Genomic DNA, 26,981 nt, shown 5'->3' on the forward strand with positions numbered 1-26,981 from the left:
GCGCAGTGTAGCGCAATTGATACGTCATGGCGCAGGGCCTGCCCGGTGGTTTTTGGCACGATTCAAGCAAAAAGCAGGCTGTCCCGCGAGGGTCAATACTGTAGGAACGTGGCGTTAATCGACAAAATGCACTTTCCTGACCTTTAGGTCAGAAAATCATTGACCGAAAAGTCAGACCTGCTAAATTCGGTTCATGGCGGTTAACAACAATAATGAGTCTGCGAGGCCTTCCGTGATCCAGTTTTTACTAAACCAGGAACTCCGTAGCGAGCACGCCCTGGACCCGAACCTGACCGTGCTCAATTATCTGCGCGACCATGTGGGCAAACCCGGCACCAAAGAAGGCTGCGCCAGCGGTGACTGTGGCGCGTGCACCGTGGTCGTCGGCGAGTTGCAGACCGATGACAAAGGCCGCGAACACATTCGCTATCGCAGCCTCAACTCGTGCCTGACGTTTGTCTCGTCCTTGCACGGCAAGCAACTGATCAGCGTTGAAGACCTTAAGCACAAGGGCGAGCTGCATAGCGTGCAGAAGGCCATGGTCGAGTGCCACGGCTCGCAATGCGGGTTCTGCACCCCTGGTTTCGTGATGTCGTTGTTTGCCCTGCAAAAGAACAGCGACGCACCGGATCAGCACAAGGCCCACGAAGCCCTGGCCGGCAACCTCTGCCGCTGCACCGGCTATCGGCCGATCCTCGAAGCCGCCGAGCAGTCCTGCTGCGCTAAAAAACCGGATCAGTTCGATGCCAATGAAGCCCAGACCATTGCCCGGCTCAAAGCCATCGCGCCGACTGATATCGGCGAACTCAACAGCGGCGACAAGCGCTGCCTGGTGCCCTTGACCGTGGCCGACCTGGCCGACCTGTACGACGCCTATCCACAGGCCCGCCTGCTGGCCGGCGGCACCGACCTGGCGCTGGAAGTGACCCAGTTCCACCGCACCCTGCCGGTGATGATCTATGTCGGCAACGTCGCCGAGATGAAGCGCATCGAACGCTTCGACGACCGCCTGGAAATCGGCGCGGCCACCGCCCTCTCCGATTGCTACGAGGCGCTGAAGGCCGAGTACCCTGACTTCGGCGAACTGCTGCAGCGTTTCGCCTCCTTGCAGATTCGCAACCAGGGCACCCTGGGCGGCAACATCGGCAACGCCTCGCCCATCGGTGACTCACCGCCCCTGCTGATTGCCTTGGGCGCACAGATTGTCCTGTGCAAGGGCGATACCCGCCGCACCCTGGCCCTGGAAGATTACTTCATCGATTACCGCGTCACGGCGCGCCAGGAAAGCGAGTTCATCGAGAAGATCATCGTGCCTCGCGCCAGTGTCGAACAGCTGTTCCGCGCCTACAAGGTGTCCAAGCGTCTGGACGATGACATTTCCGCCGTGTGCGCAGCGTTCAACCTGCGCCTGGAAAACGGTGTGATCGCCGATGCCCGCGTGGCGTTCGGTGGCATGGCGGCCATTCCAAAACGCGCCAACAGTTGCGAAACCGCGTTGCTCGGTTCGCCCTTCAACAGCGCCACCGTTGAACGCGCCTGCGCCGCCTTGGCCGAAGATTTCACGCCGCTGTCGGACTTCCGCGCCAGCAAGGAATATCGCCTGCTCAGCGCGCAGAATCTGCTGCGCAAATACTTCATCGAACTGCAAACGCCGCACATCGAGACTCGGGTGACCGCTTATGTCTAATCATCACGCCGTAGAGAAGACCCAGGCCGAACTGGCTGAACTGTTCGCCAAGGACCTGACCACCGGTGTCGGCCGCAGCGTCAAGCACGACAGCGCCGCCAAGCATGTGTCCGGTGAAGCGCAGTACATCGACGATCGCCTGGAGTTTCCGAACCAGCTGCACGTGTACGCCCGCTTGTCCGACCGCGCCCACGCCAGGATCATCAGCATCGATACCAAGCCGTGCTACGCCTTCGAGGGCGTGCGCATCGCCATCACCCACGAAGACGTGCCGGGGCTGAAGGACATCGGCCCGCTGATGCCCGGTGATCCGTTGCTGGCCATCGACACGGTGCAGTTCGTCGGTCAGGTGGTGCTGGCCGTGGCCGCCCGTGACCTGGAGACCGCACGTAAAGCCGCCATGGCCGCGGTGATCGAATACGAAGACCTGGAACCGGTGCTGGACGTGGTCGAGGCCTTTCGCAAAAAGCATTTCGTGCTGGACAGCCACACCCATGAACGCGGTGATTCGGTGGGTGCATTGGCGACAGCGAAAAATCGTATCCAGGGCACGCTGCACATCGGCGGCCAGGAGCACTTCTACCTCGAAACCCAGATTTCTTCGGTAATGCCCACCGAAGATGGCGGCATGATCGTGTACTGCTCGACGCAGAATCCCACCGAAGTGCAGAAACTGGTGGCGGAAGTACTGGACGTGTCGATGAACAAGATCGTCGTCGACATGCGTCGCATGGGCGGTGGTTTCGGCGGCAAGGAAACCCAGGCCGCGAGCCCGGCCTGCCTGTGTGCAGTGATCGCGCGCCTGACCGGCCAACCGACCAAGATGCGCCTGCCACGGGTCGAAGACATGTTGATGACCGGCAAGCGCCACCCCTTCTATATCGAATACGACGTAGGCTTTGACGACAGCGGGCGTCTGCACGGCATCCAGCTGGAACTGGCGGGTAACTGCGGCTGCTCGCCGGACCTGTCGAACTCGATCGTCGACCGGGCAATGTTCCACTCCGACAACTCGTACTACCTGGGCGACGCGACCATCAATGGTCATCGCTGCAAGACCAACACCGCCTCGAACACCGCTTACCGCGGGTTCGGCGGCCCGCAGGGCATGGTCGCCATCGAAGAAGTGATGGACGCGATCGCCCGGCATCTGGCCCTCGACCCGCTGGCGGTGCGCAAGGCCAACTACTATGGCAAGACCGAGCGCAACGTCACCCATTACTACCAGACCGTCGAGCACAACATGCTCGAGGAAATGACCGCCGAACTGGAAGAAAGCAGCCAGTACGCCGAGCGCCGCGAAGCGATCCGTCGCTACAACGCCAACAGCCCAATCCTGAAAAAAGGCCTGGCGCTGACCCCGGTGAAATTCGGTATTTCCTTCACCGCCAGCTTCCTCAACCAGGCCGGTGCCCTGGTGCACGTCTACACCGACGGCAGCATCCACCTGAACCATGGCGGCACCGAGATGGGCCAGGGCCTGAACACCAAGGTCGCGCAAGTCGTGGCCGAGGTGTTCCAGGTAGAAATGGACCGCGTGCAGATCACTGCGACCAACACCGACAAGGTGCCAAACACCTCGCCGACCGCCGCCTCCAGCGGTGCCGACCTGAACGGTAAAGCCGCGCAGAACGCCGCGGAGATCATCAAGAAGCGCCTGGTGGAATTTGCTGCGCGCCAGTACAAGGTCAGCGAAGAAGACGTGGAATTCCACAACGGCCACGTTCGGGTCCGCGATCACATCCTGACCTTCGAAGCGCTGATCCAGCAGGCGTATTTCGCCCAGGTTTCTCTGTCGAGCACCGGCTTCTACAAGACCCCGAAAATCTTCTACGACCGCAGCCAGGCCCGGGGACGTCCGTTCTATTACTTCGCCTTCGGTGCAGCCTGCTGCGAGGTGATCATCGACACCCTGACCGGCGAGTACAAAATGCTGCGCACCGACATCCTCCACGACGTCGGCGCCTCGCTGAACCCGGCCATCGACATCGGCCAGGTCGAGGGTGGTTTCATCCAGGGCATGGGCTGGCTGACCATGGAAGAGCTGGTGTGGAACAACAAGGGCAAGCTGATGACCAACGGCCCGGCCAGCTACAAGATCCCGGCCGTGGCGGACATGCCGCTGGACCTGCGGGTCAAGCTGGTGGAAAACCGCAAGAACCCGGAAGACACGGTGTTTCATTCCAAGGCCGTGGGCGAGCCGCCGTTCATGCTCGGCATCGCCGCCTGGTGTGCGATCAAGGACGCCGTGGCGAGCCTGGGCGACTACAGGCATCAACCGAAAATCGACGCACCGGCGACGCCGGAGCGGGTGTTGTGGGGCTGTGAGCAGATGCGCCAGTTGAAGGTGGCGAAGGCCGTTGAGACCGAAACCGAGTTGGCTTCGCTCTAAGACCGAGGCGCTGCCTTCGCGAGCAGGCTCGCTCCCACAGGGGAATGCATTCCAAATGTGGGAGCGAGCCTGCTCGCGAAGAGGCCCGAACAGACAACAGAGATGTTGAGGTGAGACATGTACAACTGGATCGACGCCCTCGCCGACCTGCAAAACCAGGGTGAACCCTGCGTGTTGGTGACCATCATCGAAGAGCTCGGCTCGACGCCGCGCAATGCCGGCTCGAAGATGGTTATCAGTGCCCACCAGACCTTCGACACCATCGGTGGCGGACACCTGGAATACAAAGCCATGCAGATCGCCCGCGAGATGCTCGCCAGCGGCAAGCAGGATACCCATCTTGAGCGCTTCAGCCTCGGCGCCAGTCTGGGCCAGTGCTGCGGCGGCGCGACCGTGCTGCTGTTCGAACCGATGGGTCAAGTCCAGGCGCAGATCGCCGTATTTGGCGCCGGCCACGTCGGCCGTGCGCTGGTGCCGCTGCTGGCCAGCCTGCCCTGCCGGGTACGCTGGATCGATTCGCGGGAAGACGAATTCCCGGAGCAGATTCCCCATGGCGTGCGCAAGATCGTCAGCGAAGAACCGGTGGACGAAATCGACGACCTGCCCGCCGGCAGCTACTGCATCGTCATGACTCACAATCATCAGCTCGATCTCGAACTTACCGCCGCGATTCTCAAGCGCAACGACTTCGCCTACTTCGGCCTGATCGGTTCGAAGACCAAACGGGTGAAGTTCGAACACCGCCTGCGCGACCGCGGCTTCGACAGCAGCGTCGTGCAACGCATGCGCTGCCCGATGGGCATCGGCGAAGTCAAAGGCAAGCTACCTGTGGAAATCGCCATCTCCATCGCCGGTGAGATCATCGCCACCTATAACGCCAATTTCGGCCAGCAAACGTCCAGCGCCGAACCGATTGCCAAACTGCTGCCCGTTTCACGCCGCAGCCAGGCCGCAAACCTGAAAGCCTCGAACTGAGAACGACCATGCCTCTGACTCGCAAAGCCTACCGTGCCGCCATCCTGCACAGCATCGCCGACCCTGCCGAAGTCGGCATCGAAGCCTCCTACGAATACTTTGAAGACGGCTTGCTGGTGGTCGACAACGGCCAGATCAGCGCCTTGGGTCATGCCAGCGAACTGCTGCCAACCCTGCCGGCCGATATCGAGATCACCCATTACCAGGATGCGCTGATCACCCCCGGCTTCATCGACACCCACATCCACCTGCCGCAAACCGGCATGGTCGGCGCCTACGGCGAGCAACTGCTGGACTGGCTCAACACCTACACCTTCCCCTGTGAAAGCCAGTTCGCCGACAAGGCCCACGCTGACCAGGTGGCGGACATTTTCATCAAGGAACTGCTGCGCAACGGCACCACCACCGCGCTGGTGTTCGGCAGCGTGCATCCGCAATCGGTGAACTCGTTCTTCGAAGCCGCCGAGCAGCTGGATCTGCGCATGATCGCCGGCAAGGTGATGATGGACCGCAACGCCCCGGACTACCTGACCGACACCGCCGAATCCAGCTACGTGGAAAGCAAGGCGCTGATCGAGCGATGGCACGGCAAGGGTCGCCTGCACTATGCCGTCACCCCGCGCTTTGCACCGACCAGCACGCCGGAACAGCTGACCCTGGCCGGCCAATTGCTGACCGAATACCCGGATCTGTACATGCAGACCCACATCAGCGAAAACCTCAAGGAAATCGAGTGGGTCAAGGAGTTGTTCCCGGAGCGCAAGGGCTACCTGGACGTCTACGACCACTACCAGTTGCTCGGCGAGCGCTCGGTCTTCGCCCACGGTGTGCACCTGTGCGATGACGAGTGCGCGCGACTGGCAGAAACCGGTTCGGCCATCTCGTTCTGCCCGACTTCGAACTTCTTCCTTGGTAGCGGCCTGTTCAACCTGCCGATGGCCGAGAAGCACAAACTCAATGTCGGCATCGGCACCGATGTGGGCGGCGGCACCAGTTTCTCGCTGCTGCAAACGCTGAACGAAGCGTACAAGGTGATGCAACTGCAAGGCGCGCGCCTGAGCCCGTTCAAATCGCTGTACCTGGCAACCCTCGGTGGCGCCCGTGCGCTGCGCCTGGAAGACAAGATCGGCAACCTGCAGCCGGGCACCGATGCCGACTTCCTGGTGCTGGACTACAACGCCACGCCGTTGCTGGGCTATCGCCTGCAGCAGGCCAATAACATTGCCGAGACGTTGTTTGTATTGATGACCCTGGGGGATGACCGGACTGTGTTGCAGACCTATGCGGCGGGGAATCTGGTGCATCAGCGGTAAACTTCTCCGGACATAAAAAATCCCCCGTCGCTGTACAGCCCGGGGGATTTTTATTGCCTGTCCGTCCGTCATCGCGAGCAAGCTCGCTCCCACAGGTTTTGGGTCGGGTTCCGATCCTGCGAGCACCACAGATCACTGTGGGAGCGAGCTTGCTCGCGATGGGCGCGACTCGGTCTTATTTAGAGCTTGGCGGTCGGCCGCCCTGGCTTCTTGGTCTGCAGCAAATGCGAGAACACCGCATGCAAATCATCCGACGCACTTTCTTCATCGAGATTCAGTTTGCTGTCGATGTGATCCATGTGATGCATCATCAGGTTCACCGCCAGTTCAGCGTCGCGCTTTTCAATGGCGTCGATCAACTGGGTGTGCTCGTCGTAGGAGCAGTGGGAACGGTTACCGCTTTCGTACTGGGCGATGATCAGCGAAGTCTGGGACACCAGGCTGCGCTGGAAGCTGATCAGCGGGGCGTTTTTCGCCGCTTCGGCCAGTTTCAGGTGAAACTCGCCCGACAGGCGGATGCCGGCACCGCGGTCGCCACGGGAGAAACTGTCGCGCTCGTCGTTGACCATTTGCCGCAATTCGGCAATCTGTTCGGCGGTGGCGTGCTGAACCGCAAGCTCAGTGATCGCACGTTCCACCAGACGCCGGGCCATGAACACCTGGCGCGCCTCTTCGACACTCGGGCTGGCAACCACGGCGCCGCGATTCGGACGCAGCAATACCACGCCTTCATGGGCCAGGCGCGACAGCGCGCGGCGAATGATGGTGCGGCTGACCCCGAAAATTTCCCCCAGCGCTTCTTCGCTCAACTTGGTGCCGGGCGCCAGGCGCTGTTCGAGGATGGCCTCGAAGATATGCGCGTAGACAATATCGTCCTGGGTTCCGCTGCGGCCGGCTTTGCCTGCTCGCGGCTGTTTCTTTAGGGGTTGCAACTGTTCGTTCATGGGCACTCGAGTCGGGAGAACTGCGGCGAATTGACGGTGACTGTAATACGGCACAGTGGGTCGCTGGCAAGTATCGCTTAAAAAACAGGACGATTGTACACAATGCTCAGTGGCAACACGACTGTACGGCTGTTTGTCACATCCGCTGTATCGCAACGATCCATTACGTTTGAGTTTAGGCTTTAAAGCAGAATCCGCCGCCTGAACAAGGAACACCACTGTCATGACAGACGCCACGCACACGCAGCTCCGCCCTCTGGCCGACACGTCGCCTTCGGCCATCGTCGCCGGGTTCATCGCCATGATGACCGGCTACACCAGTTCCCTGGTGCTGATGTTCCAGGCCGGGCAAGCGGCCGGGCTGACCAGCGGGCAGATTTCGTCGTGGATCTGGGCGATCTCCATCGGCATGGCGGTGTGCTCGATCGGCCTGTCCTTGCGCTATCGCACGCCCATCACCATTGCCTGGTCCACCCCGGGCGCGGCCTTGCTGATCACAAGCCTTGGTGGCGTGACCTACGGCGAAGCCATCGGTGCCTATATTACCTGCGCGGTGCTGGTGACGATCTGCGGGCTGACCGGCAGTTTCGAACGCCTGGTGAAAAAGATTCCAGCATCACTGGCGGCGGCATTGCTGGCGGGGATTCTGTTCAAGATCGGCAGCGAGATTTTCGTCGCGGCCCAGCATCGCACAGCGCTGGTGCTGGGTATGTTCTTTACCTACCTGGTGGTCAAGCGCCTGTCGCCGCGCTATGCCGTGCTGGGCGCATTGCTGATCGGCACGGCCTTGTCCGGCCTGATGGGCCTGCTGGACTTCAGCGCGTTCCACCTGGAAGTGGCCACGCCTGTGTGGACAACACCGCATTTCTCCCTCGCCGCGACCATCAGTATCGGCATCCCGTTGTTCGTGGTCGCGATGACCTCGCAAAACATGCCGGGCATCGCCGTGCTACGAGCCGACGGCTACAACGTGCCGGCTTCGCCGCTGATCACCACCACGGGCATCGCCTCGTTGCTGCTGGCGCCATTCGGTTCCCACGGGATCAACCTGGCAGCCATCAGCGCGGCGATCTGCACCGGGCCGCATGCCCATGAGGATCGCAACAAACGCTACACGGCGGCGGTCTGGTGCGGGATTTTCTATGGCATCGCCGGTGTGTTCGGCGCGACGCTGGCAGCGTTGTTTGCCGCGCTGCCCAAGGAGCTGGTGCTGTCGATTGCCGCACTGGCGTTGTTCGGCTCGATCATAAACGGCTTGAGCATCGCCATGAGCGAAGCGAAGGAGCGTGAAGCGGCGCTGATCACCTTCATGGTCACGGCATCGGGGCTGACGCTGTTTTCCATCGGTTCGGCGTTCTGGGGGATTGTGGCGGGGGTGGTGACGCTGGTGATTCTGAACTGTGGGAGCGAGCCTGCTCGCGATGGTCGTCAACGATAACGCTGGAAACCTGACACCCCGCGGAGCCCTCAGGTTCATCGTCGGAACGCCGCCCGGAGCCGGGCTCGCTCCTATAAAAAAAACGGCGACCCTCGGGTCGCCGTTTTTTAGAACATCATGCTACCGGATTGATCGGCTTTTCCGGGTACCAGACGTCCAGCAGCGGGCTGACTTCAACGCTGGTCAGCTCGGTGCGGCCTTTGAGCCAGGCTTCAACGGCAGCGCGTTGTTCAGCGCTGACCGAACCACGCTTGATCAGGCACACCAGACCGTAGTCATCACCGCCGACATAGCCCAGACCGTTGGCTTCCATGGCATCTTTGAGGAACGCCTCGAGGAAGGCATCAATGGCTTCTTCGGACAGATCTTCCTTGAAATCCAGGTTCAGTTCGAAACCCAGCTCTTGAAATTCATCGACGCACAGTTTTTTGCGCAGACGCTGGGAACGGTTAGTCGCCATTGGAACAATCCTCTTAAGTAATAACGGGCCGCACTTTAGCAGTTTAAGCCGCCAATTGCCCGACTCTCTGGGCCGCGACGCCTACCGTCGGTAAAAAATAGCCCATTAGTAGGCCCCGGCACGGCACAAGCCGTTACACCTTGGGGCATAATGCCGACACTTTCATGACCACTGAGGGAATTTATCTTCATGCCCTCGTCTTTTTCCCCTCGGCTGTAGGGTTTTATTTACATGATCAAATCGTTGCGTCCATTGCTGCTGGCCGGCCTCCTCCTTCCGCTGGCCCTCCCCGTTTCCGCTGACCCGATCAATACCAGCCTGTCGCCCAATGTCGAAAAAGCCCTCAAGGCCAGCAAGTTGCAGGACAACGCCCTGTCGCTGGTGATGATTCCACTGAACGGCCCCGGCACCCCGACCATTTTCAACGCCGACGTCTCGGTCAACCCGGCGTCGACCATGAAGCTGGTCACCACTTACGCGGCCCTGGAAATGCTCGGCCCCAATCACCAGTGGAAAACCGAGTTCTATACCGATGGCACCCTGAGCGGCGGCATCCTCAACGGTAACCTCTACCTCAAGGGTGGCGGCGATCCGAAGCTGAACATGGAAAAACTCTGGCTGCTAATGCGCGACCTGCGCGCCAACGGCGTGACCCAGGTGACCGGCGACCTGGTCCTGGACAAGAACTTCTTCGTGCAACCGCAACTGCCCGTGTTCAACGACGACGGCAACGACGACAACAAGCCCTTCCTGGTCAAGCCCGATGCGTTGCTGGTCAACCTCAAGGCCCTGCGTTTCGTCGCGCGCAATGACTCAGGCAGAGTGCTGGTCTCGGTGGAACCGCCGATCGCCAGCATCCGCATCGAAAACCAGGTCAAGGCCATCAATTCCAAGCAATGCACCGGTGGCGTGCGCTACAACCCGGTGCCCCAGGCCGATGGTAGCGTGACCGTTACAGTCGGCGGCCAGTTGGGTGAAGGCTGCAGCTCGCAGACTTACCTGTCGTTGCTGGACCACGCCACCTACACCGCCGGCGCCGTACGCGCGATCTGGAAAGAACTGGGCGGCAGCATCCAGGGCAAGGATGTGCTGGCGCCAACGCCCAAGGACGCCAAGGTACTGGCGCGGGCGTTCTCGCCGGATCTGGCGGAAATCATCCGCGACATCAACAAATACAGTAACAACACCATGGCCCAACAGCTGTTCCTGAGCCTGGGCCAGAAATTCCGCACCGATGCCGACGCCGACGACGCCAAGGCCGCCCAGCGCGTGGTGCGTCAGTGGCTGGCGAAGAAAGGCATCACCGCGCCGCACCTGGTGATGGAGAACGGCTCCGGCCTGTCCCGTGCCGAACGCGTCAGCGCCCGGGAAATGGCCTCGATGCTGCAGGCCGCCTGGCGCAGCCCTTACGCCGCCGAGTACATCAGCTCGATGCCGATTGCAGGCACCGACGGCACCATGCGCAAACGCCTGAAGACTACGGCAATGCGCGGTGAAGCCCACGTCAAGACCGGCACCTTGAACACCGTGCGAGCGATTGCCGGCTTCAGCCGCGACGTCAACGGCAACACCTGGGCGGTGGTGGCGATCCTCAACGACAAGGCACCGTTTGGCGCGTCGTCGGTGCTCGACCAGGTGCTGCTGGACCTGTATCGCCAGCCGAAACTGGCGCAGACGGCTTCGGTCCTCTAAGCACACCTCAATCAACTGTGGGAGCGAGCCTGCTCGCGAAGACGGCAGCACATTCAACATCGATGTGACTGGTAGACCGCTTTCGCGAGCAGGCTCGCTCCCACAGTGATCGTGTTCAGACCTGGATCAATTCATCTCCCCCTGCACCCGATCCCTGCCCTCCTGCTTCGCCACATAAACCCCCGAGTCCGCCCGCAACAACAGCGCATCCGCGCCCTCGTCGGGCCGCCAGCTGGCAATGCCAAAACTGGCGGTGACGACGCCTACTTCGTCGATCGGTGCACTGCGCAAGCTTTGCCACAACTCCACCGCCAGCAGATGGGCCTGCTCGCCGCCGATGTCCGGGCAGAGGACCATGAACTCCTCGCCACCCAGGCGGCAGAACACATCCGTGCGCCGCAGCCGAAGGCCGATGCGCTCGCACACTGCCTGCAACACCCGATCGCCCACGGCATGACCGTACTGGTCATTGATGCGTTTGAAGTGGTCGATGTCGAGCATGATCACCGACAGTTCGCCACCACCGCGCTCCACTCGGGCCATTTCGGTGGTCAGGCGCTCCTGGAAATAGCGGCGGTTGTGGATGCCGGTCAGGGAGTCGGTGACCGACTGCGCCCGCAGTTCTTCTTCCACCCGCTTGGTTTCGGTAATGTCGGAGATGTAGCCATGCCAGAGCACGCCGCCACCGGGCAGCTCTTCCGGGGTCGCCTCGCCGCGGACCCAGCGCAGGCCGCGCTGGGGCAATTGCACGCGGTATTCCTCGCGCCAGTGGCAGAGCGTGTCGGCCGAGGCACGGATCGAGGCGCGCACCCGGGTGGTGTCCTGAGGATGAATCCGGGTGAAAATCGCTTCGGCGTTGAGCAGCAGCACGTCCGGCTCCAGCTCATAGATTTCGCGAATGCCGTCGCTGGCGTAGATCACGCTGAAGCGCCCGTCGAACTCCATCTTGAATTGGTAGATCCCGCCGGGCACATGGGCACTGAGTTTCTTCAACAGCAGGTCCCGTGCGGCCAGGGCCTCATGCACGCGCTTGCGTTCGGTGATGTCGATGCAGATCGCCAGGTGCCCGACCCACAGGCCCTGCTCGTCGAGGACCGGGGTCGCCAGCATGTTGACGATCAGGTGACTGCCATCGCCACGCACCAGCGTCCATTCGCGCGCCTCATGGCCGCCCTCCACGCCGCCCTCGACCAGCATCGCATGACAGGCCGGTACCGGCTTGCCGTAACGCGCACTCAACTCTGCCGAGCGTGCCGCGAGCTCGCGGGGCAAGTGCAGGTTTTCCAGGGTCATGCGCCCGACCACTTCGGCGACGGTATAACCGAGCATCTGCTCGGCACCGGCATTGAAGGTACTGATCACCCCGCGCAGGTCCGTGGCAATGATCGCAACCTGGGTCGCGGCATTCAGCACCCCGCGCAACTGGCCATGGGTGCCGCGCAATTCCTGTTCGCGGGCGCGTAGTTCCTCGGTCCTTTGCTCGACCATTTTCAGCGCCCGTTGCCGCTGACTGACCAGTACATAGAGCAAAGCGCTGAGCAACACACTGAGCAAGCCGCCGAGCACGACCAGCGTGGTCACTGAAGAGTGGTTGGCCTTGAGGAAAGCCTCGCTGGGCTGGATGTCGACCTGATATTCGTGGTCGGCAAGACGTAACAACCGCGTCGCCGACAAGTCACTGAGCGCCGCCGCGTTGGGCGATTGAAACAGCACTTCATGCTGCTCATCGGTGGACAGGTCGAGGATGCGTACCGAGAGATAATCACGACCCGCCTCCGGCAACCCGTCCGCCAGCAACTGGCGCATGCTGATCACCGCCATGACATAACCGAACGGTTTGCTGGTTGCACCACCGACGTTGCTGCGCAGCATGACCGGCGCGACCAACAGTACGCCTCGCGCATAAGCCGGCTCGATATTGACCAGGTGCATCGGTTGCGACACGGCCATGCCCTGGTGCTGGTCGGCCCGTTCCAGCGTCGCGCGACGCAAGGGCTGAGCCAGCAAGTCATAGCCCAGTGGCGCACCGAGCTTGCTTTGCGTCTGGCTATACAGCACCGCCACGTACTCATCCCGCTCGCCGGCCAATTGCAGTTGGCCGTCGGCATTCAGCTCGCGCAGGGTGAACTCGCTCAGGCCCTCCTCGCGCGCCCGGCGCTCGAAGGCTGGCCGCTGCTCCCGTGTGACCCGTTCGGCGAACGAATAGGCCTGGGTCCGGTGCAACAGGGGTTGGGTGTAGCCGTTGAATTCCGCGCGGGAGACCGTATCGGAGTTGGCAAAGAACCGGCGCAAGCCATCGAGGCGCTGCTCCTGATCCTGGAAACGTTCTTCGATACGGCTGTAGCGTTCGCTGGCCAGCAACTGGAAGCGCTGGCGCAATTGATGTTGAAACAGGTTCAGCGTCGACCAGGCGAGCAATGCCGTGAGAATCCCGCCGACGAGCAAGACCATGAGCGCGACCAGCCCGGCCGAGACATCTTCGCTGATAAAACCCAGGATCTTGGGGCGCACGGCGTACAACGACATAGACGCAACTCAAAACGCCATGTGCGGGAAAGCCCATTGGCCATGAGTTGAGTTATAGCTATTAGCCACTAATTTGACCAGTACTGCCTGTTGGAGCGAGCGGTGCGGCGATCCGACTTGCCCGCGAAGAACGATGACGCGGTGCGGCAGGTACACCGCAGCGTCTGGTTCGCCTGTAGGAGCGAGGCTTGCCCACGAAGAACGGTGACGCGGTGCGGCAGGTACACCGCGGCGTCTGGTTCGCCGGCAGCCTGGCTCCTACAAAGCGAAGAACGATGAGGCGGTGCAACAGATGCCCCGCAGCGTCCGCTTCGCCTGTAGGAGCGAGGCTTGCCCGCGAAGAACGGTGACGCGGTGCGGCAGGTACACCGCGGCGTCTGGTTCGCCGGCAAGCCTGGCTCCTACAAAGCGAAGAACGATGACGCAGTGCAACAGATGCCCCGCAGCGTCCGGTTCGCCTATCAGCGAGCGGTGATTTTCCACGCGCGATGGATCTTGGCGTTACGGGAAAAATCCGCATCGATGGTCTGGGCGGTGATCTCTTCGATCGCGTAGCGCTCGCTGAGGTTGGGCTCGAGCTCGAACTTGCGGAAGTTGTTGGAGAAGTACAACACCCCACCCGGTGCCAGCCGCGCCATGGCCAGGTCGATCAGTTGCACCTGGTCACGTTGCACGTCGAAGATCCCTTCCATGCGCTTGGAGTTGGAGAAAGTCGGCGGGTCGATGAAGATCAGGTCGTACTCTTCACGGCAGGCTTCCAGCCAGACCATCACATCACTCTGCTCCAGGCGGTTCTTGTCGGAGAAACCGTTCAGCGACAGGTTGCGACGCGCCCAGTCCAGGTAGGTTTTCGACAGGTCGACGCTGGTGGTACTGCGCGCGCCGCCCTTGGCCGCGTGGACACTGGCGGTGGCGGTGTAGCAATACAGATTGAGGAAGCGCTTGCCGGCGGCCTCTTTCTGGATGCGCATGCGCATCGGCCGGTGGTCGAGGAACAACCCGGTGTCGAGGTAATCGGTGAGGTTGACCAGCAGCTTCACCCCGCCTTCGTTGACCTCGACGAACTTACCCTGGGCTGCCTGGCGCTCGTACTGCTTGGTTCCGCTCTGACGCTCACGGCGCTTGACCACCACGCGGTTCTTGTCGATGTTCAGGGCCTGCGGGATCGCCGCCAAAGCGTCGAACATGCGCTCCGAAGCCTTCTGCGGATCAATGGATTTCGGTGCGGCGTATTCCTGGACGTGGACCCAATCGTGGTACAGGTCGATAGCCATGGAGTATTCCGGCATGTCGGCATCGTAGACGCGATAGCAGTCGATGCCTTCACGCTTGACCCACTTGCCCAGCGCCTTGAGGTTTTTCTGCAGGCGGTTGGCAAACATCTGCCCGCCTTCGCTCAGGCGCGGCTGCTCGATCACCGGTGCCGGTGCTGGCGTCGGTTTGATCGGGTTGCCGTTCTTGTTGTACTGGCGCTCTTGCGGCTCGCTCGGCGCCTGATCGTAGACCGCCTGTTCACGCTCGGCCTGACGCTGCTCTGGGGTACGACGCTCGCCGGTGACGAACTGATCTGGCAACACCTTGATCAGCAACAGCTTGCACGGCAAGGCGCCGTTCCAGAACGAATACTGCTTGTGGCTGCGGATACCCATGCGCTTGCCCAGGTCCGGGGCGCCGGTAAACACCGCGGCTTCCCAGTTGAGGCAAGCCTGACGCAGGCGTTCGCCAAGGTTCTGATAGAGGTAGAGCAGGCTCGCCTCGTCGCCCAGACGCTCGCCGTACGGTGGGTTGCAGATCACCAGGCCTTTCTGGTTCTGGTCCGGACGCGGCTCGAAGGTCGCGACTTCGCCCTGGTAGATCTTGATCCACTCGCTCAGGCCGGCACGTTCGACGTTGTTGCGCCCTGGTTGAATCAGGCGCGGATCAGCTTCGTAACCGCGAATCCACAACGGTGGCTTGGCCATACCGGCTGCGGCGCGCTCGCTGGCTTCTTCATGGAGTTTTTTCCACAGCGCCGGTACGTGACCGAGCCAGGCGGTGAAACCCCATTGCTCGCGGCGCAGGTTCGGCGCGATGTCGGCAGCGATCATCGCCGCTTCGACCAGGAAGGTGCCGACACCGCACATTGGGTCAGCCAGAGCTCCGCCTTCAGCCGCAATGCGTGGCCAGCCGGAGCGGATCAGGATCGCCGCCGCGAGGTTTTCCTTCAGCGGCGCCGCGCCTTGCTGCAGGCGATAGCCGCGCTGGTGCAGGCTATGGCCGGACAGATCGAGCGAGAGGATCGCTTCACCGCGATCCAGGCGCAGATGGATGCGCAGGTCCGGGTTGAGCTTGTCGATGGACGGACGGTCACCCTGCGGGGTGCGCAGTTTGTCGACGATGGCGTCCTTGACCTTCAAGGCGCCGAAGTGGGTGTTGTCGATGCCCGAGCCGTGACCGCTGAATTCGACGGCCAGGGTGCCGTCATTGAGCATGTGGTCTTGCCACTCGATGTCCAGCACACCGTGGTAGAGGTCTTCGGCGTCTTTCATCGGGAAACGCTTGAGCACCAGCAGCACCCGGTTGGCCAGGCGCGACCACAGGCACAGGCGATAAGCGGTTTCCATGGTAGCCATGCCACGCACGGCAGAAGTGTGCTCACGTGCTTCCTCAAGGCCAAGCCCGACGGCTTCCTCGATGAGCAGGCCTTCAAGGCCTTTAGGGCAAGTGAGGAAGAGTTCGAAACGATCGGACATGAGGATTCGGAGCCTTTGCTGAGTGGACCGGCAACGCATTGCCGGCCCGGTTTTCAATCAGGCGCTTTTCTCGAAGAGCGCCCGCGTGGCACGAAGGTGTGCCGTTCCACCCTTGCTGCCCGGGTTAAATGAGCTTAGATGCAAGGACAGATAAAAAAGTTGATGCAACAAAATGACATAAGTCGACCCTTCGTCGAATAGTCCGTCCTGGCAACGGGAGGCATTCTCAGCAAGGGATGAACCTGATCATCTAACGCAGGGCCGATCATACCGGGGTTTGATCAATAAATTCGCCACAAACATCATGTTACTTAGTGCCATAGCACATTAACGGTTACGTCCTTATGACAAAACGATCATTCCCTCGATGTGACGCATTGGTTAGAACTCAATACAGGTTGGCGGCGCAATGACGCCAACACCTTGGCTCGTCACGCCGGCAACGAGCCCCCAACGGCAGAGTTTTTCTGCCAGACCTCGATTGAGGTCGACGCGATACATACAGTCAACAAGTGAGGGCAACACCCTATGAGAAGACTTAAGCGTGATCCGTTGGAAAGAGCATTTTTGCGCGGATATCAATATGGCGTTGGTGGCAAATCCCGTGAGCTTTGCCCATTTACTCTACCGTCGGTACGCCAAGCCTGGATTAACGGCTGGCGCGAAGGACGCGGCGACAATTGGGACGGTATGACCGGCACTGCGGGAATCCACAGACTCAACGAACTTCACGCCGTCGGCTAACACAGGGCACACACTCCGACACACAATCTGATTATGTAGCGAATTAACCACGCACGTCCCATCCGGACGGCGGGCTACGGCCCAAGGGCTCCTTTGAAGGGGCCCTTTTTTATGCCTACTGTATGGCCAGACACGATCCCTGTAGGAGCACGGCTTGCCGGCGATGGCGTCCTTGAGACCGCTATCGCCGGCAAGCCGTGCTCCTACAAGGGATCAGCGCAAGGCTGCTATGGCGTCTACGGACTCACGGATGAGCGCCGGGCCCTTGTAGATGAAGCCCGAGTAGATCTGCACCAGGCTCGCGCCCGCGCTGATTTTCTCCGCCGCGTGCCGGCCTTCGGTGATGCCGCCCGCCGCGATGATCGGCAAGCGACCGCCCAGTTCCGAGGCCAGCACCTTCACGGTGTTCGTGCTCTTGTCACGCACCGGCGCGCCGGACAGACCGCCTGCCTCGTCACCATGCTCCATGCCTTCGACACCCACGCGGCTCAAGGTGGTGTTGGTGGCGATGACAGCGTCCATTCCGGTTTCGATCAACGCCTGCGCGACCTGCGCGGTTTCTTCGTCGGTCATGTCCGGCGCGATCTTGATCGCCAGCGGCACGTGTCTGCCGTGACGCAGCGCCAGTTCTGCTCGACGCGTGGCGAGGTCGGCCAGCAGCTGCTTGAGCGAGTCACCGAATTGCAGGCTGCGCAGGCCCGGGGTATTGGGCGAGCTGACGTTGACCGTCACATAGCTGGCGTGGGCGTAGACCTTGTCCAGGCAGATCAGGTAGTCGTCCACCGCGCGTTCGACCGGGGTGTCGAAGTTCTTGCCGATATTGATGCCCAGCACGCCCTTGTACTTGGCGGCCGCCACGCGGGCCAGCAGGTGATCGACGCCAAGGTTGTTGAACCCCATGCGGTTGATGATCGCCTCGGCCTCCGGCAGACGGAACAACCGGGGTTTCGGATTGCCCGGTTGCGCACGCGGGGTAATGGTGCCGATTTCGACAAAACCAAAACCCAGTTGCGCAAAGCCGTCGATGGCGGCGCCGTTCTTGTCCAGGCCGGCGGCCAGGCCCACCGGGTTCGGGAAGTCCAGGCCCATGACATTCACCGGCAGTTTTGCCGGGGCCTTGCACAGCAAACCGTTGAGCCCCAGACGTCCGCCCGCGCCGATCAGGTCCAAGGACAGATCGTGGGAGGTTTCCGGGGAAAGTTTGAACAACAGCTGACGGGCCAGGGTGTACATGGGCGGGTTTGACTCGATTGGCGGCGAAATGAGGCGGCGATTATACCCGCGCATCGGGGTCGCAAGCGAGGCGCGCGGCAAAATCAGCGGGCGATGGCATATGCCTTGCACCAGCATAGGCATCAGCACGCAGGCCAAAGGCGGAATGCGTGCCAGGACAATGGCGTCGTCAGCCGGCCCTGCTTATACGGGGTCAGGGACGACGTTTTTTTTGGAAGGTGCGAAATCGATGAACGAACCCTCAACCGGCCCCTTGGCCTGGGTCAATGGCAGCGATGCCCCGGAAAAGACCGAAATCAACCTCGGCTTCATGGCACTGAGCGACTGCGCTTCGGTGGTGGTCGCCGCCACCCAGGGCTTCGCCCAGCCCTACGGACTGACCTTGAACCTAAAGCGCCAGTCGTCCTGGGCCAACCTGCGGGACAAACTGGTCAGCGGCGAACTCGACGCTGCCCACAGCCTGTACGGCTTGATCTACGCCGTGCACCTGGGCATCGGCGGTGTGGCTCCCACCGACATGGCGGTGCTCATGGGCCTGAACCAGAACGGCCAGAGCATCAATCTCTCCCACGGCTTGCAGGCCGTCGGCGTGACCAGTCCTGAAGCACTGGACCGTCACGTGCACCAAACTCGCCCAAAACTGACCTTCGCCCAGACCTTTCCCACCGGCACCCATGCCATGTGGTTGTACTACTGGCTGGCGAGCCAGGGCATTCATCCGCTGCACGACGTCGACAGCGTTGTGGTGCCGCCACCGCAAATGGTGGCGCACCTGCAAGCCGGGCGTATCGACGGCTTTTGCGTCGGCGAGCCCTGGGCCGACAGCGCGGTGAAGCAAGACCTCGGTTTTACCCTGGCCACGTCCCAGGCCATCTGGCCCGATCACCCGGAAAAAGTCCTCGGCTGTACGCGCGCCTTCGTCGAGCAATACCCCAACACCGCCCGTGCGCTGGTGATGGCGATCCTCGAAGCCAGCCGCTTCATCGACGACAGCAGCGAGAATCGCCGCAGTACCGCGCAATTGCTCAGCGCACCGCAGTACCTCGATGCGCCGCTGTCGTGCATCGAACCGCGGCTGCTGGGTGAATACGCCGACGGCCTTGGTAACGAATGGCAAGACCCGCACCCGCTGCGCTTCCATGGGCAAGGGGCGGTCAACCTGCCCTACCTGTCCGATGGCATGTGGTTCATGACCCAGTTTCGTCGCTGGGGCCTGTTGCGCGACGACCCCGATTACCTCGCCGTAGCCCGTCAGGTGCAACAACTAGACTTATACCGTGAGGCCGCCTGCGCCGTCGGTGTCGCCGCCCCCGGCAATGAGATGCGCAGCAGCCAGTTGATCGACGGCATGGTCTGGGATGGTTCGGACCCGGCCGGTTATGCCCGCAGCTTCAAGCTGCACGCCATGAGCGACAGCTCGCCACTTCTCGCCAGCCGCTGACAGGAGACTGCAGACATGTTGCGTATCCTGCTGATCAACGACACCGCGAAAAAAGTCGGCCGCTTGAAGGCAGCCCTGACCGAGGCCGGTTTCGAGGTCATCGACGAATCCGGGCTGACCATCGACCTGCCCGAACGCGTCGAAACGGTGCGCCCGGACGTAATCCTGATCGATACCGAGTCACCAAGCCGCGATGTCATGGAGCAAGTGGTACTGGTCAGCCGCGACCAGCCACGGCCGATCGTGATGTTTACCGACGAACACGACCCCGATGTGATGCGTCAGGCGATCAAGTCCGGGGTGAGTGCCTACATCGTTGAGGGCATTCACGCACAGCGCCTGCAACCGATTCTCGACGTGGCCATGGCGCGCTTCGAGAGCGACCAGGCCCTGCGCGCCCAACTGCACGCCCGTGACCAGCAATTGGCCGAGCGCAAGCGCATCGAGCTGGCCAAGGGGCTGCTGATGAAGATGAAGGACTGCAACGAAGAAGAGGCCTACACCCTGATGCGTCGCCAGGCGATGAGCCGCCAGCAGAAGCTGATCCAGGTGGCGGAGCAGATTATTGCCATGAGTGAATTGTTGGGCTGAGGTTTTTGGTGCCTTTGCAGGCCTCTTCGCGAGCAGGTCGAATCGTCGCACCGTCGCTCCCACAATTGAAATGCATTCCCCCTGTGGGAGCGAGCCTGCTCGCGAATGGCCGCGACTCGGTCCCGACTGTTGGCACAAATCTGGCTAGGTAATCCCTACAGGTAACCAACGGCGGTTGCCCCACCTACGACAAAGACGTCGCTCACCTCGTTTGCCCCATGGCGAATCAGGTGGCGGCGTTTTTTTTGTTTTGGCTCCCGTTCGAGACTCCTATCAGCTGAGGTGCGCGATGAATTCAAGCTTCTGGAAATCCGGCCATACCCCGACACTGTTCGCGGCCTTCCTCTATTTCGACCTGAGTTTCATGGTGTGGTACCTGCTCGGCCCGCTGGCCGTACAGATCGCCGGCGACCTGCACCTGACCACCCAACAACGCGGCCTGGTGGTGGCCACGCCGATTCTGGCCGGGGCGGTACTGCGCTTTGCGATGGGGATGCTGGCTGATCGCCTGTCACCCAAGACCGCCGGCCTGATCGGCCAAGTGATCGTCATCTGTGCGTTGTTCGGTGCCTGGAAACTCGGTATCCACAGCTACGAGCAAGCCTTGCTGCTGGGACTGTTCCTCGGCATGGCCGGCGCCTCCTTCGCCGTCGCCCTGCCCCTGGCATCGCAGTGGTATCCACCTCAGCACCAGGGCAAAGCCATGGGCATCGCCGGGGCCGGCAACTCCGGCACCGTGCTCGCGGCGCTGATTGCACCGGTCCTGGCCGGCGCCTTTGGTTGGAGCAACGTGTTCGGCTTCGCGCTGATCCCGTTGATCCTGACCCTGATCGTCTTCGCCTGGCTGGCAAAAAACGCGCCTGAGCGGCCGAAAGCCAAGTCGATGGCCGACTACTTCAAGGCCTTGGGCGACCGCGACAGCTGGTGGTTCATGTTTTTCTACAGCGTGACCTTCGGTGGGTTCATCGGCCTGGCCAGCGCCCTGCCCGGTTACTTCAACGACCAGTACGGCCTGAGCCCGGTCACCGCCGGTTACTACACGGCGGCCTGTGTGTTCGGTGGCAGCCTGATGCGTCCGCTGGGCGGCGCCCTGGCCGATCGTTTCGGTGGCATTCGCACCCTGCTCGGTATGTACACCGTGGCGGCCATCTGCATCGCTGCCGTCGGTTTCAACTTGCCTAGCTCCTATGCCGCGCTGGCCCTGTTCGTGTGCACCATGCTCGGTTTGGGTGCAGGCAACGGTGCGGTGTTCCAGTTGGTGCCACAGCGTTTCCGTCGCGAGATCGGCGTTATGACCGGCCTGATCGGCATGGCCGGCGGTATCGGTGGATTTGCCCTGGCGGCAGGTATGGGTGCGATCAAGCAGAGCACCGGCAGCTACCAGATGGCATTGTGGTTGTTCGCCAGCCTGGGGGTTCTCGCCTGGTTCGGCCTGCACGGCGTAAAACGCCGCTGGAGGACCACCTGGGGTTCGGCCGCCGTGACGGCTGCACGGGTCTAACGCCGCCATGAGCCTGCAACTGAGTTTCGCGCAAGCCAGCGCCATCGGCCCGCGCGATGAGAACCAGGATGCCTTGCGCCTCGTCACGCCGGCCCCGGCGCTGGCAGCCAGCAAGGGCTACCTGTTCGCCATCGCCGATGGCGTCAGCCAGTGCGCCGACGGTGGCCTGGCGGCACGCTCGACCTTGCAGGCCCTGGCGCTGGATTACTACGCCACTCCGGAAACCTGGGGGGTTGCCCAAGCGCTGGATCGCTTGCTGCTGGCGCAAAACCGCTGGCTGCAGGCCAACGGCGCAGGCCAACCGCTGCTGACCACCGTCAGCGCCCTGGTCTTGCGTGGCCGGCGCTTTACCTTGGCCCATGTCGGCGATTGCCGGGTGTATCGCTGGCACGCCGAGCAGTTGCAGCGGGTCAGCGAAGATCACGTCTGGGACCAACCGGGCATGCAGCATGTGCTCAAGCGCGCACTGGGTCTGGATCAGCACCTGGTGCTGGATTTTCTCGACGGCGAATTGCGCATCGATGAAAGCTTTGTTTTGCTCAGCGACGGTGTCTGGGCGGTCCTGGGCGACACCGCCATCGCGGCGATCCTGCGTGATCAACCGGACCTGGAAAGCGCCGCGCAAACCCTGGTCAATGCCGCACACCTGGCCGGCAGCCAGGATAACGCCAGCGCACTGCTGGTGCGGGTCGATGCCTTGGGTGAAGCGAATATCGGCGATGCATTGATCCATCTGCAGCAATGGCCGCTGCCCCCGGCCCTGAAACCGGGCCAGGTTTTCGAGGGCTGGCAGATTGAAGGGATTCTCGGCCAGAGCCAGCAATCGTTGCTCTATCGGGTGCGCGACAGCCAGCAGCAACCCTGGCTACTGAAAACCCTGCCCGCGCACTTGCATGACGATCATCAGGCCGGGCAAGCGTTGCTGTCCGAAGAATGGTTCCTCAAGCGCGTGGCCGGTCGGCATTTTCCTGAAGTGCATGCGGCCAGCCAGCGTCAACATTTGTACTACGTGATGCGTGAGTATTCGGGCTCGACATTGGCGCAACTGCAGGAACAGATCGGGCCCATGCCCCTGGCTCAATGGCAGGACGTGGCTGAACGCCTGCTACGAGCGGTCGGCATGCTGCATCGACGGCAGATCCTCCATCGCGATATCAAGCCGCAGAACCTGCTGTCAGGGGACGACGGCGAGCTGCGCCTGCTGGATTTCGGCCTCGCCTACTGCCCCGGCCTGTCTGAAGATCAACCCAGTACCCTGCCTGGAACCCCCAGCTATATCGCCCCGGAAGCCTTCCGCGGCGATGCACCGACGCCGCAACAAGACCTGTATGCGGTGGGGGTGACTTTGTATTTTCTGCTCACCGGGCATTTTCCCTACGGGGAAATCGAAGCCTTTCAGCGCCCCCGGTTCGGCGTTCCGGTCAGTGCCAGTCGCTACCGCCCCGACCTGCCGGAATGGCTGGCGCAAAGCCTGGAACGCGCGGTTGCCGCAGACCCTACTCAGCGCTTTGAAACTGCAGAGGAATGGTTGCGGCTGCTGGAACAGGGTGAGCGACGCAGCTTAAGCGTACGCCCCAGGCCTTTGCTGGAGCGCGAACCACTGAAGGTTTGGCGGACATTGGCCCTGCTGTCACTGGTGGCGAACCTGGCGTTGCTGTTCCTGGTGTTCCATGGCTGAGCTGGCATTGCCTTTAAAACCGATCATCGTCATTTCGTGAGGAAAAAAACCATGAACGCAAAAGTCTGGCTGGTGGGTGCGGGACCCGGTGATCCTGAATTGCTGACCCTCAAGGCGGTGCGCGCATTGAAAGAAGCGGATGTGGTGCTGATCGATGACCTGGTCAATGGCGCGATTCTCGAACACTGCCCTGAAGCCCGGGTCATTGCGGTGGGCAAACGCGGTGGTTGCCGCTCCACGCCGCAAGCGTTCATCCATCGCCTGATGCTGCGTTACGCCCGGCAGGGCAAATGTGTGGTGCGGCTCAAAGGGGGTGACCCGTGCATTTTCGGGCGTGGTGGCGAAGAGGCCCAGTGGTTGCGCGAGCGCGGGGTTGAGGTCGAGCTGGTCAATGGCATCACTGCCGGGCTCGCGGGCGCCACGCAATGCGATATTCCGCTGACCCTGCGCGGTGTGGCGCGCGGCGTGACACTGGTCACCGCCCATACCCAGGACGGCAGCAGCCTGAATTGGCAGGCACTGGCCCAGGGCGGCACGACCCTGGTGATCTACATGGGTGTAGCCAAGCTCAGCGAGATCCGCGAGCAGCTGTTGGCCGGAGGAATGGCGGCGGACACGCCGGTGGCGATGATCGAAAACGCTTCATTGCCCCATCAGAGGGAATGCAGGAGCGATCTGACGGCCATGGAGGAAGATGCCTACGCCTTTGAGCTGAAAAGCCCGGCCATATTGGTGATCGGTGCGGTTGCGGTTAGCGAACAGATCAAAAGGTCGACGCTTTTACAGAGTTCTGCGGAAACTGCGGCTTAGGACACCGCGGTGTCCGGTTCGCCTGTAGGAGCCAGGCTTGCCGGCGAAGAACGATGACGCGGTGCAGCAGATATACCGCTGCGTCTGGTTCGCGGGCAAGCCTCGCTCCTACAGAAACCCAAATCGCAGACAAAGAAAAGCCCGGCCTGAGCCGGGCTTTTCTCGGAGCTGCGGGGTAATTACTTACCTTGAGCTTCAACCTGCGCTTCTACGCGACGGTTTACAGCACGGCCAGCGTCAGTAGCGTTGTCAGCAACTGGGCGGGATTCGCCGTAGCCAACAGACTGAACGCGGGACGATTCAACACCGTACTGGTTGGTCAGAACCTGCTTAACGGCGTTTGCACGACGCTCGGACAGTTTCTGGTTGTAAGCGTCAGGACCGACGGAGTCAGTGTGACCTTCAACAGTGGTGCTGGTGGATGGGTACTGCTTCATGAAGTCAGCGAGGTTTTTGATGTCGCCGTAGCTGTTAGGCTTGACTACCGACTTGTCGAAGTCGAATTTCACGTCCAGCTCTACACGAACAACTTCAGCAACTGCTGGGCATCCATCAGCGTCAACGGTAACGTTGGCTGGGGTGTCCGGGCACTTGTCAACGTTGTCGCACACGCCATCGTTATCGCTGTCGGAGCAGACTTCTGGTGCTGCAACTGGAGCAGGAGCAGGCTTGGAGCCGCCACCGAAGTTCACACCGATACCGACGCTAGGAGCCCACTCAGTGTTGCCCTGGTCGATGTTGTATTGAGCTTCAACGCCGGCACGGGCGTAGAAGTTGTCGGTGAAGTACAGCTTGGCGCCGCCGCCAACGTTGGCGAAGGTGGAACGGTTACGACCGTTCGAACCGTTCTGGTCGATGCTCTGGTCGGAGAAACCGGCCGAGACATACGGACGCAGCATGTCGCCTGGGTTGTTGAAGTGGTACAGAGCATCCAGGGCGGTATCCGCGCCTTTGATGTTCTGGCCAGAGTCGGAACGTACGTTGTGCACTTCGTCGTAAGCCAGACGCAGTTCAACGTCGTCGGTCAGGAAGTAACCAACAGAACCACCGAACAGATTGCCGTCGTTTTTGAAGTTACGGTCGCTGTCATAGTACTCTTTCTTTGCGAAGCCTTCGATTTCAACTGCGCCTTGGCCCTGTGCCAGAGCGCCGATCGAAGTGGCGGCAATAAGAGAACCAATGGCCAAGCCCAAGGTGTTTTTCAGTTTCATCCGTTAAATCCCCATCTGGTGATTGTGAAGCAGTCCCGCAAACCGGGGGACAACTCGGCGGCAAGTCTATCAGAACTTGCCTACACGTAAGAGATATTTGCGCCGAACTAAGTTTCAGCAATGCCTGCAAATTTCTCACGCAATTTATCTAGAGCGCGCTTGTACCGCATTTTTGTTGCGCTCAAGCCCATGTGCATGATGTCTGCGATCTCCTGAAACTCCAGCTCTGCGACAAATCGTAGCACCAGAATTTCGCGGTCAATCGGGTTCACATACACTAACCAGCGATCAAGTCCACCCTTCTCTTCAGGTTTCGGCGCCTTTTCTTCGGACGCTTCCTCGAGAGGGTCAAGACTCAATGCGTCCATCAAGCGACGCTTTCGCCGTTCCTTCCGATACTGCGTAATGCACTCGTTGTACGTGATGCTATATAGCCATGTCTTGAACTTCGATTTACCCTCGAAGTTCTTCAGGCCGTACAGCACCTTCAACATGACCTCCTGACAGACATCATCAGCATCGCGATCGTTCCCGAGATACCGTGCACAGACGTTAAATAATGTTCGTTGGTAACGCCGCATCAGTTCTTCATAGGCGCGCGTTACGTGGAACAGCTCGGTATGCGAGCGCGCGACCAACTCCTCATCAGAGAGCTCGCGGGGGTCGTAGCGCATGGATAGCGATTGGGCTTTATTCAAAACAAGTCGTGCCGACAGTCAGGTCAATGTCCGCCGCAGCCAGTATCAGGCGGCATTTTGCGGCGGCATACATTAGCAGGGTTTGCCGGGTTAGCGGCTACTCACATGCTGCTCCAGGAGGATCCGATTGGAAAGAGAGACTAGCTCACCCTCATCGGTCAGCAATGTGGTTTTAACCGTGCCGATCTCTTCGATCTGCCCTTCGACCTCTCCAACTCGCACTTGTTGCCCAACCTGGTACAACTCACGCACATAGATTCCCGCAAGAATCTGACCGGCAATTTCCCGGCTTCCAAGCCCCATTGCCAGCGCAACCGCCAGACCAACGGTAATCAAAACGATCACGATCACGTGGTTGAGCAGGTCAGTTTTGACCTCCAACTGACTGATCGCGACCGAGATACTGATGATGATTACCAGGCCTTGGGCAATTCTCCCAAGCCCCGAAGCGTAGTCCAGGCCTACGCCTTCTGCCGCACCGCGCACCAGCCCATTGGCCAATTGCGCCAGCAAGACACCCACCAACAGCACCAGCGCCGCGCCGAATACTTTCGGCAAATACAACGCAAGCATATCCAGCGTAGCGGAAACTCGCTCAAGTCCAAGGGATTCTGCGGCAGAAACCAGAAAAATCAGCAGAACGAACCAATAGACGATTTTACCGATCAGCGTCGAAATGGGCACTTGAAGCCCGGCGCGGGACAACAATTTGGTCAAACCGGTACCGCCCATCAGGCGATCCAGACCCAGTTTGGCGAGCAATTTGGACAGCAGGGTGTCCAGCAGCTTGGCCACGACAAATCCGAGCAGGAGCACAACCAGTGCACCGAACAAGTTCGGAATGAAGTTCGCAACCTTGGTCCATAACGCAGTCATTGCAGTGACGAGGCTCTGTGTCCAGAGATCAAGTTCCAT

20 protein-coding genes are annotated in these 26,981 nt (G+C 61.0%); 12 read left to right on the forward strand and 8 right to left on the reverse strand.

Annotated elements, in window-relative coordinates:
• Positions 1-232 precede the first annotated feature (232 nt).
• The 4 genes from xdhA to guaD all read left to right on the forward strand — a co-directional run bounded on the left by xdhA (position 233) and on the right by guaD (position 6,367).
• Entirely contained in the window at positions 233-1,687 is a 1,455-nt protein-coding gene (gene xdhA, locus ACA054_RS23735; RefSeq protein WP_497686433.1) for a xanthine dehydrogenase small subunit, read from the forward strand.
• On the forward strand, positions 1,680-4,079 hold the full coding sequence (xdhB, locus tag ACA054_RS23740; protein WP_497686434.1) for a xanthine dehydrogenase molybdopterin binding subunit: 2,400 nt from the start codon (positions 1,680-1,682) through the stop codon (positions 4,077-4,079). Before xdhA ends, xdhB begins: the two co-directional genes overlap by 8 nt.
• Positions 4,080-4,196: 117 nt before the next feature.
• Positions 4,197-5,054: a xanthine dehydrogenase accessory protein XdhC gene (gene xdhC, locus ACA054_RS23745; protein ID WP_497686435.1), complete on the forward strand. Its 858-nt coding sequence runs from the start codon at positions 4,197-4,199 to the stop codon at positions 5,052-5,054.
• An 8-nt stretch (positions 5,055-5,062) separates the two neighbouring features.
• Entirely contained in the window at positions 5,063-6,367 is a 1,305-nt protein-coding gene (gene guaD, locus ACA054_RS23750) for a guanine deaminase (RefSeq protein WP_497686436.1), read from the forward strand.
• A 179-nt stretch (positions 6,368-6,546) separates the two neighbouring features.
• Here the strand turns inward: guaD and ACA054_RS23755 are convergent, their stop codons facing one another.
• Positions 6,547-7,311, reverse strand: a complete 765-nt coding sequence (locus tag ACA054_RS23755) for a GntR family transcriptional regulator (protein ID WP_497686437.1) — start codon at positions 7,309-7,311, stop codon at positions 6,547-6,549.
• A 223-nt stretch (positions 7,312-7,534) separates the two neighbouring features.
• Between ACA054_RS23755 and ACA054_RS23760 the strand changes: the two genes are divergently transcribed.
• On the forward strand, positions 7,535-8,749 hold the full coding sequence (locus ACA054_RS23760; RefSeq protein ID WP_497686438.1) for a benzoate/H(+) symporter BenE family transporter: 1,215 nt from the start codon (positions 7,535-7,537) through the stop codon (positions 8,747-8,749).
• A 115-nt stretch (positions 8,750-8,864) separates the two neighbouring features.
• On the opposite strand, the gene ACA054_RS23765 is transcribed toward ACA054_RS23760, so the two are convergent.
• Entirely contained in the window at positions 8,865-9,209 is a 345-nt protein-coding gene (locus ACA054_RS23765; RefSeq protein ID WP_274073188.1) for a YggL family protein, read from the reverse strand.
• 231 nt (positions 9,210-9,440) lie between these two features.
• Between ACA054_RS23765 and dacB the strand changes: the two genes are divergently transcribed.
• Positions 9,441-10,901 carry a D-alanyl-D-alanine carboxypeptidase/D-alanyl-D-alanine endopeptidase gene (gene dacB / locus ACA054_RS23770; protein ID WP_497686439.1) on the forward strand — a complete coding sequence of 487 codons (1,461 nt, stop codon included), beginning with the start codon at positions 9,441-9,443 and terminating at the stop codon, positions 10,899-10,901.
• Positions 10,902-11,027: 126 nt separating this feature from the next.
• On the opposite strand, the gene ACA054_RS23775 is transcribed toward dacB, so the two are convergent.
• Positions 11,028-13,427: a sensor domain-containing diguanylate cyclase gene (locus ACA054_RS23775; protein WP_497686440.1), complete on the reverse strand. Its 2,400-nt coding sequence runs from the start codon at positions 13,425-13,427 to the stop codon at positions 11,028-11,030.
• Positions 13,428-13,888: 461 nt separating this feature from the next.
• Positions 13,889-16,159 carry a bifunctional 23S rRNA (guanine(2069)-N(7))-methyltransferase RlmK/23S rRNA (guanine(2445)-N(2))-methyltransferase RlmL gene (gene rlmKL / locus ACA054_RS23780; protein ID WP_497686441.1) on the reverse strand — a complete coding sequence of 757 codons (2,271 nt, stop codon included), beginning with the start codon at positions 16,157-16,159 and terminating at the stop codon, positions 13,889-13,891.
• A 528-nt stretch (positions 16,160-16,687) separates the two neighbouring features.
• Here rlmKL and rmf point away from each other — a divergent pair.
• Positions 16,688-16,903, forward strand: a complete 216-nt coding sequence (gene rmf, locus ACA054_RS23785) for a ribosome modulation factor (RefSeq protein WP_003223300.1) — start codon at positions 16,688-16,690, stop codon at positions 16,901-16,903.
• A 213-nt stretch (positions 16,904-17,116) separates the two neighbouring features.
• Here the strand turns inward: rmf and ACA054_RS23790 are convergent, their stop codons facing one another.
• Positions 17,117-18,136, reverse strand: a complete 1,020-nt coding sequence (locus ACA054_RS23790) for a quinone-dependent dihydroorotate dehydrogenase (RefSeq protein ID WP_497686442.1) — start codon at positions 18,134-18,136, stop codon at positions 17,117-17,119.
• A gap of 229 nt (positions 18,137-18,365) precedes the next feature.
• Here ACA054_RS23790 and ACA054_RS23795 point away from each other — a divergent pair, with 229 nt between their 5' ends.
• The 5 genes from ACA054_RS23795 (at position 18,366) to cobA (ending at position 24,157) form a co-directional block, all read left to right on the forward strand.
• Positions 18,366-19,577 (forward strand): CmpA/NrtA family ABC transporter substrate-binding protein, encoded by a 1,212-nt coding sequence (locus ACA054_RS23795; RefSeq protein ID WP_497686443.1) that lies wholly within the window; start codon positions 18,366-18,368, stop codon positions 19,575-19,577.
• Between the two features lie 15 nt (positions 19,578-19,592).
• Positions 19,593-20,168, forward strand: coding sequence for an ANTAR domain-containing response regulator (locus tag ACA054_RS23800; RefSeq protein WP_008056396.1), 576 nt, complete (start codon positions 19,593-19,595; stop codon positions 20,166-20,168).
• Positions 20,169-20,457: 289 nt separating this feature from the next.
• Positions 20,458-21,669 carry a nitrate/nitrite transporter gene (locus ACA054_RS23805; RefSeq protein WP_497686444.1) on the forward strand — a complete coding sequence of 404 codons (1,212 nt, stop codon included), beginning with the start codon at positions 20,458-20,460 and terminating at the stop codon, positions 21,667-21,669.
• A gap of 7 nt (positions 21,670-21,676) precedes the next feature.
• Entirely contained in the window at positions 21,677-23,347 is a 1,671-nt protein-coding gene (locus ACA054_RS23810; protein ID WP_497686445.1) for a bifunctional protein-serine/threonine kinase/phosphatase, read from the forward strand.
• 51 nt (positions 23,348-23,398) lie between these two features.
• Entirely contained in the window at positions 23,399-24,157 is a 759-nt protein-coding gene (cobA, locus tag ACA054_RS23815) for a uroporphyrinogen-III C-methyltransferase (RefSeq protein ID WP_497686446.1), read from the forward strand.
• A gap of 179 nt (positions 24,158-24,336) precedes the next feature.
• Here cobA and ACA054_RS23820 read toward each other — a convergent pair whose 3' ends face one another.
• From ACA054_RS23820 to ACA054_RS23830, 3 genes are all read right to left on the reverse strand, one after another.
• Positions 24,337-25,368, reverse strand: coding sequence for an OmpA family protein (locus ACA054_RS23820; protein ID WP_497686447.1), 1,032 nt, complete (start codon positions 25,366-25,368; stop codon positions 24,337-24,339).
• Positions 25,369-25,475: 107 nt separating this feature from the next.
• Positions 25,476-26,066 (reverse strand): RNA polymerase sigma factor SigX, encoded by a 591-nt coding sequence (gene sigX / locus ACA054_RS23825; RefSeq protein ID WP_075949123.1) that lies wholly within the window; start codon positions 26,064-26,066, stop codon positions 25,476-25,478.
• Positions 26,067-26,156: 90 nt separating this feature from the next.
• Positions 26,157-26,981 carry a mechanosensitive ion channel family protein gene (locus ACA054_RS23830; RefSeq protein WP_008048604.1) on the reverse strand — a complete coding sequence of 275 codons (825 nt, stop codon included), beginning with the start codon at positions 26,979-26,981 and terminating at the stop codon, positions 26,157-26,159.

This window comes from Pseudomonas sp. LBUM1653 (genome assembly GCF_059716115.1).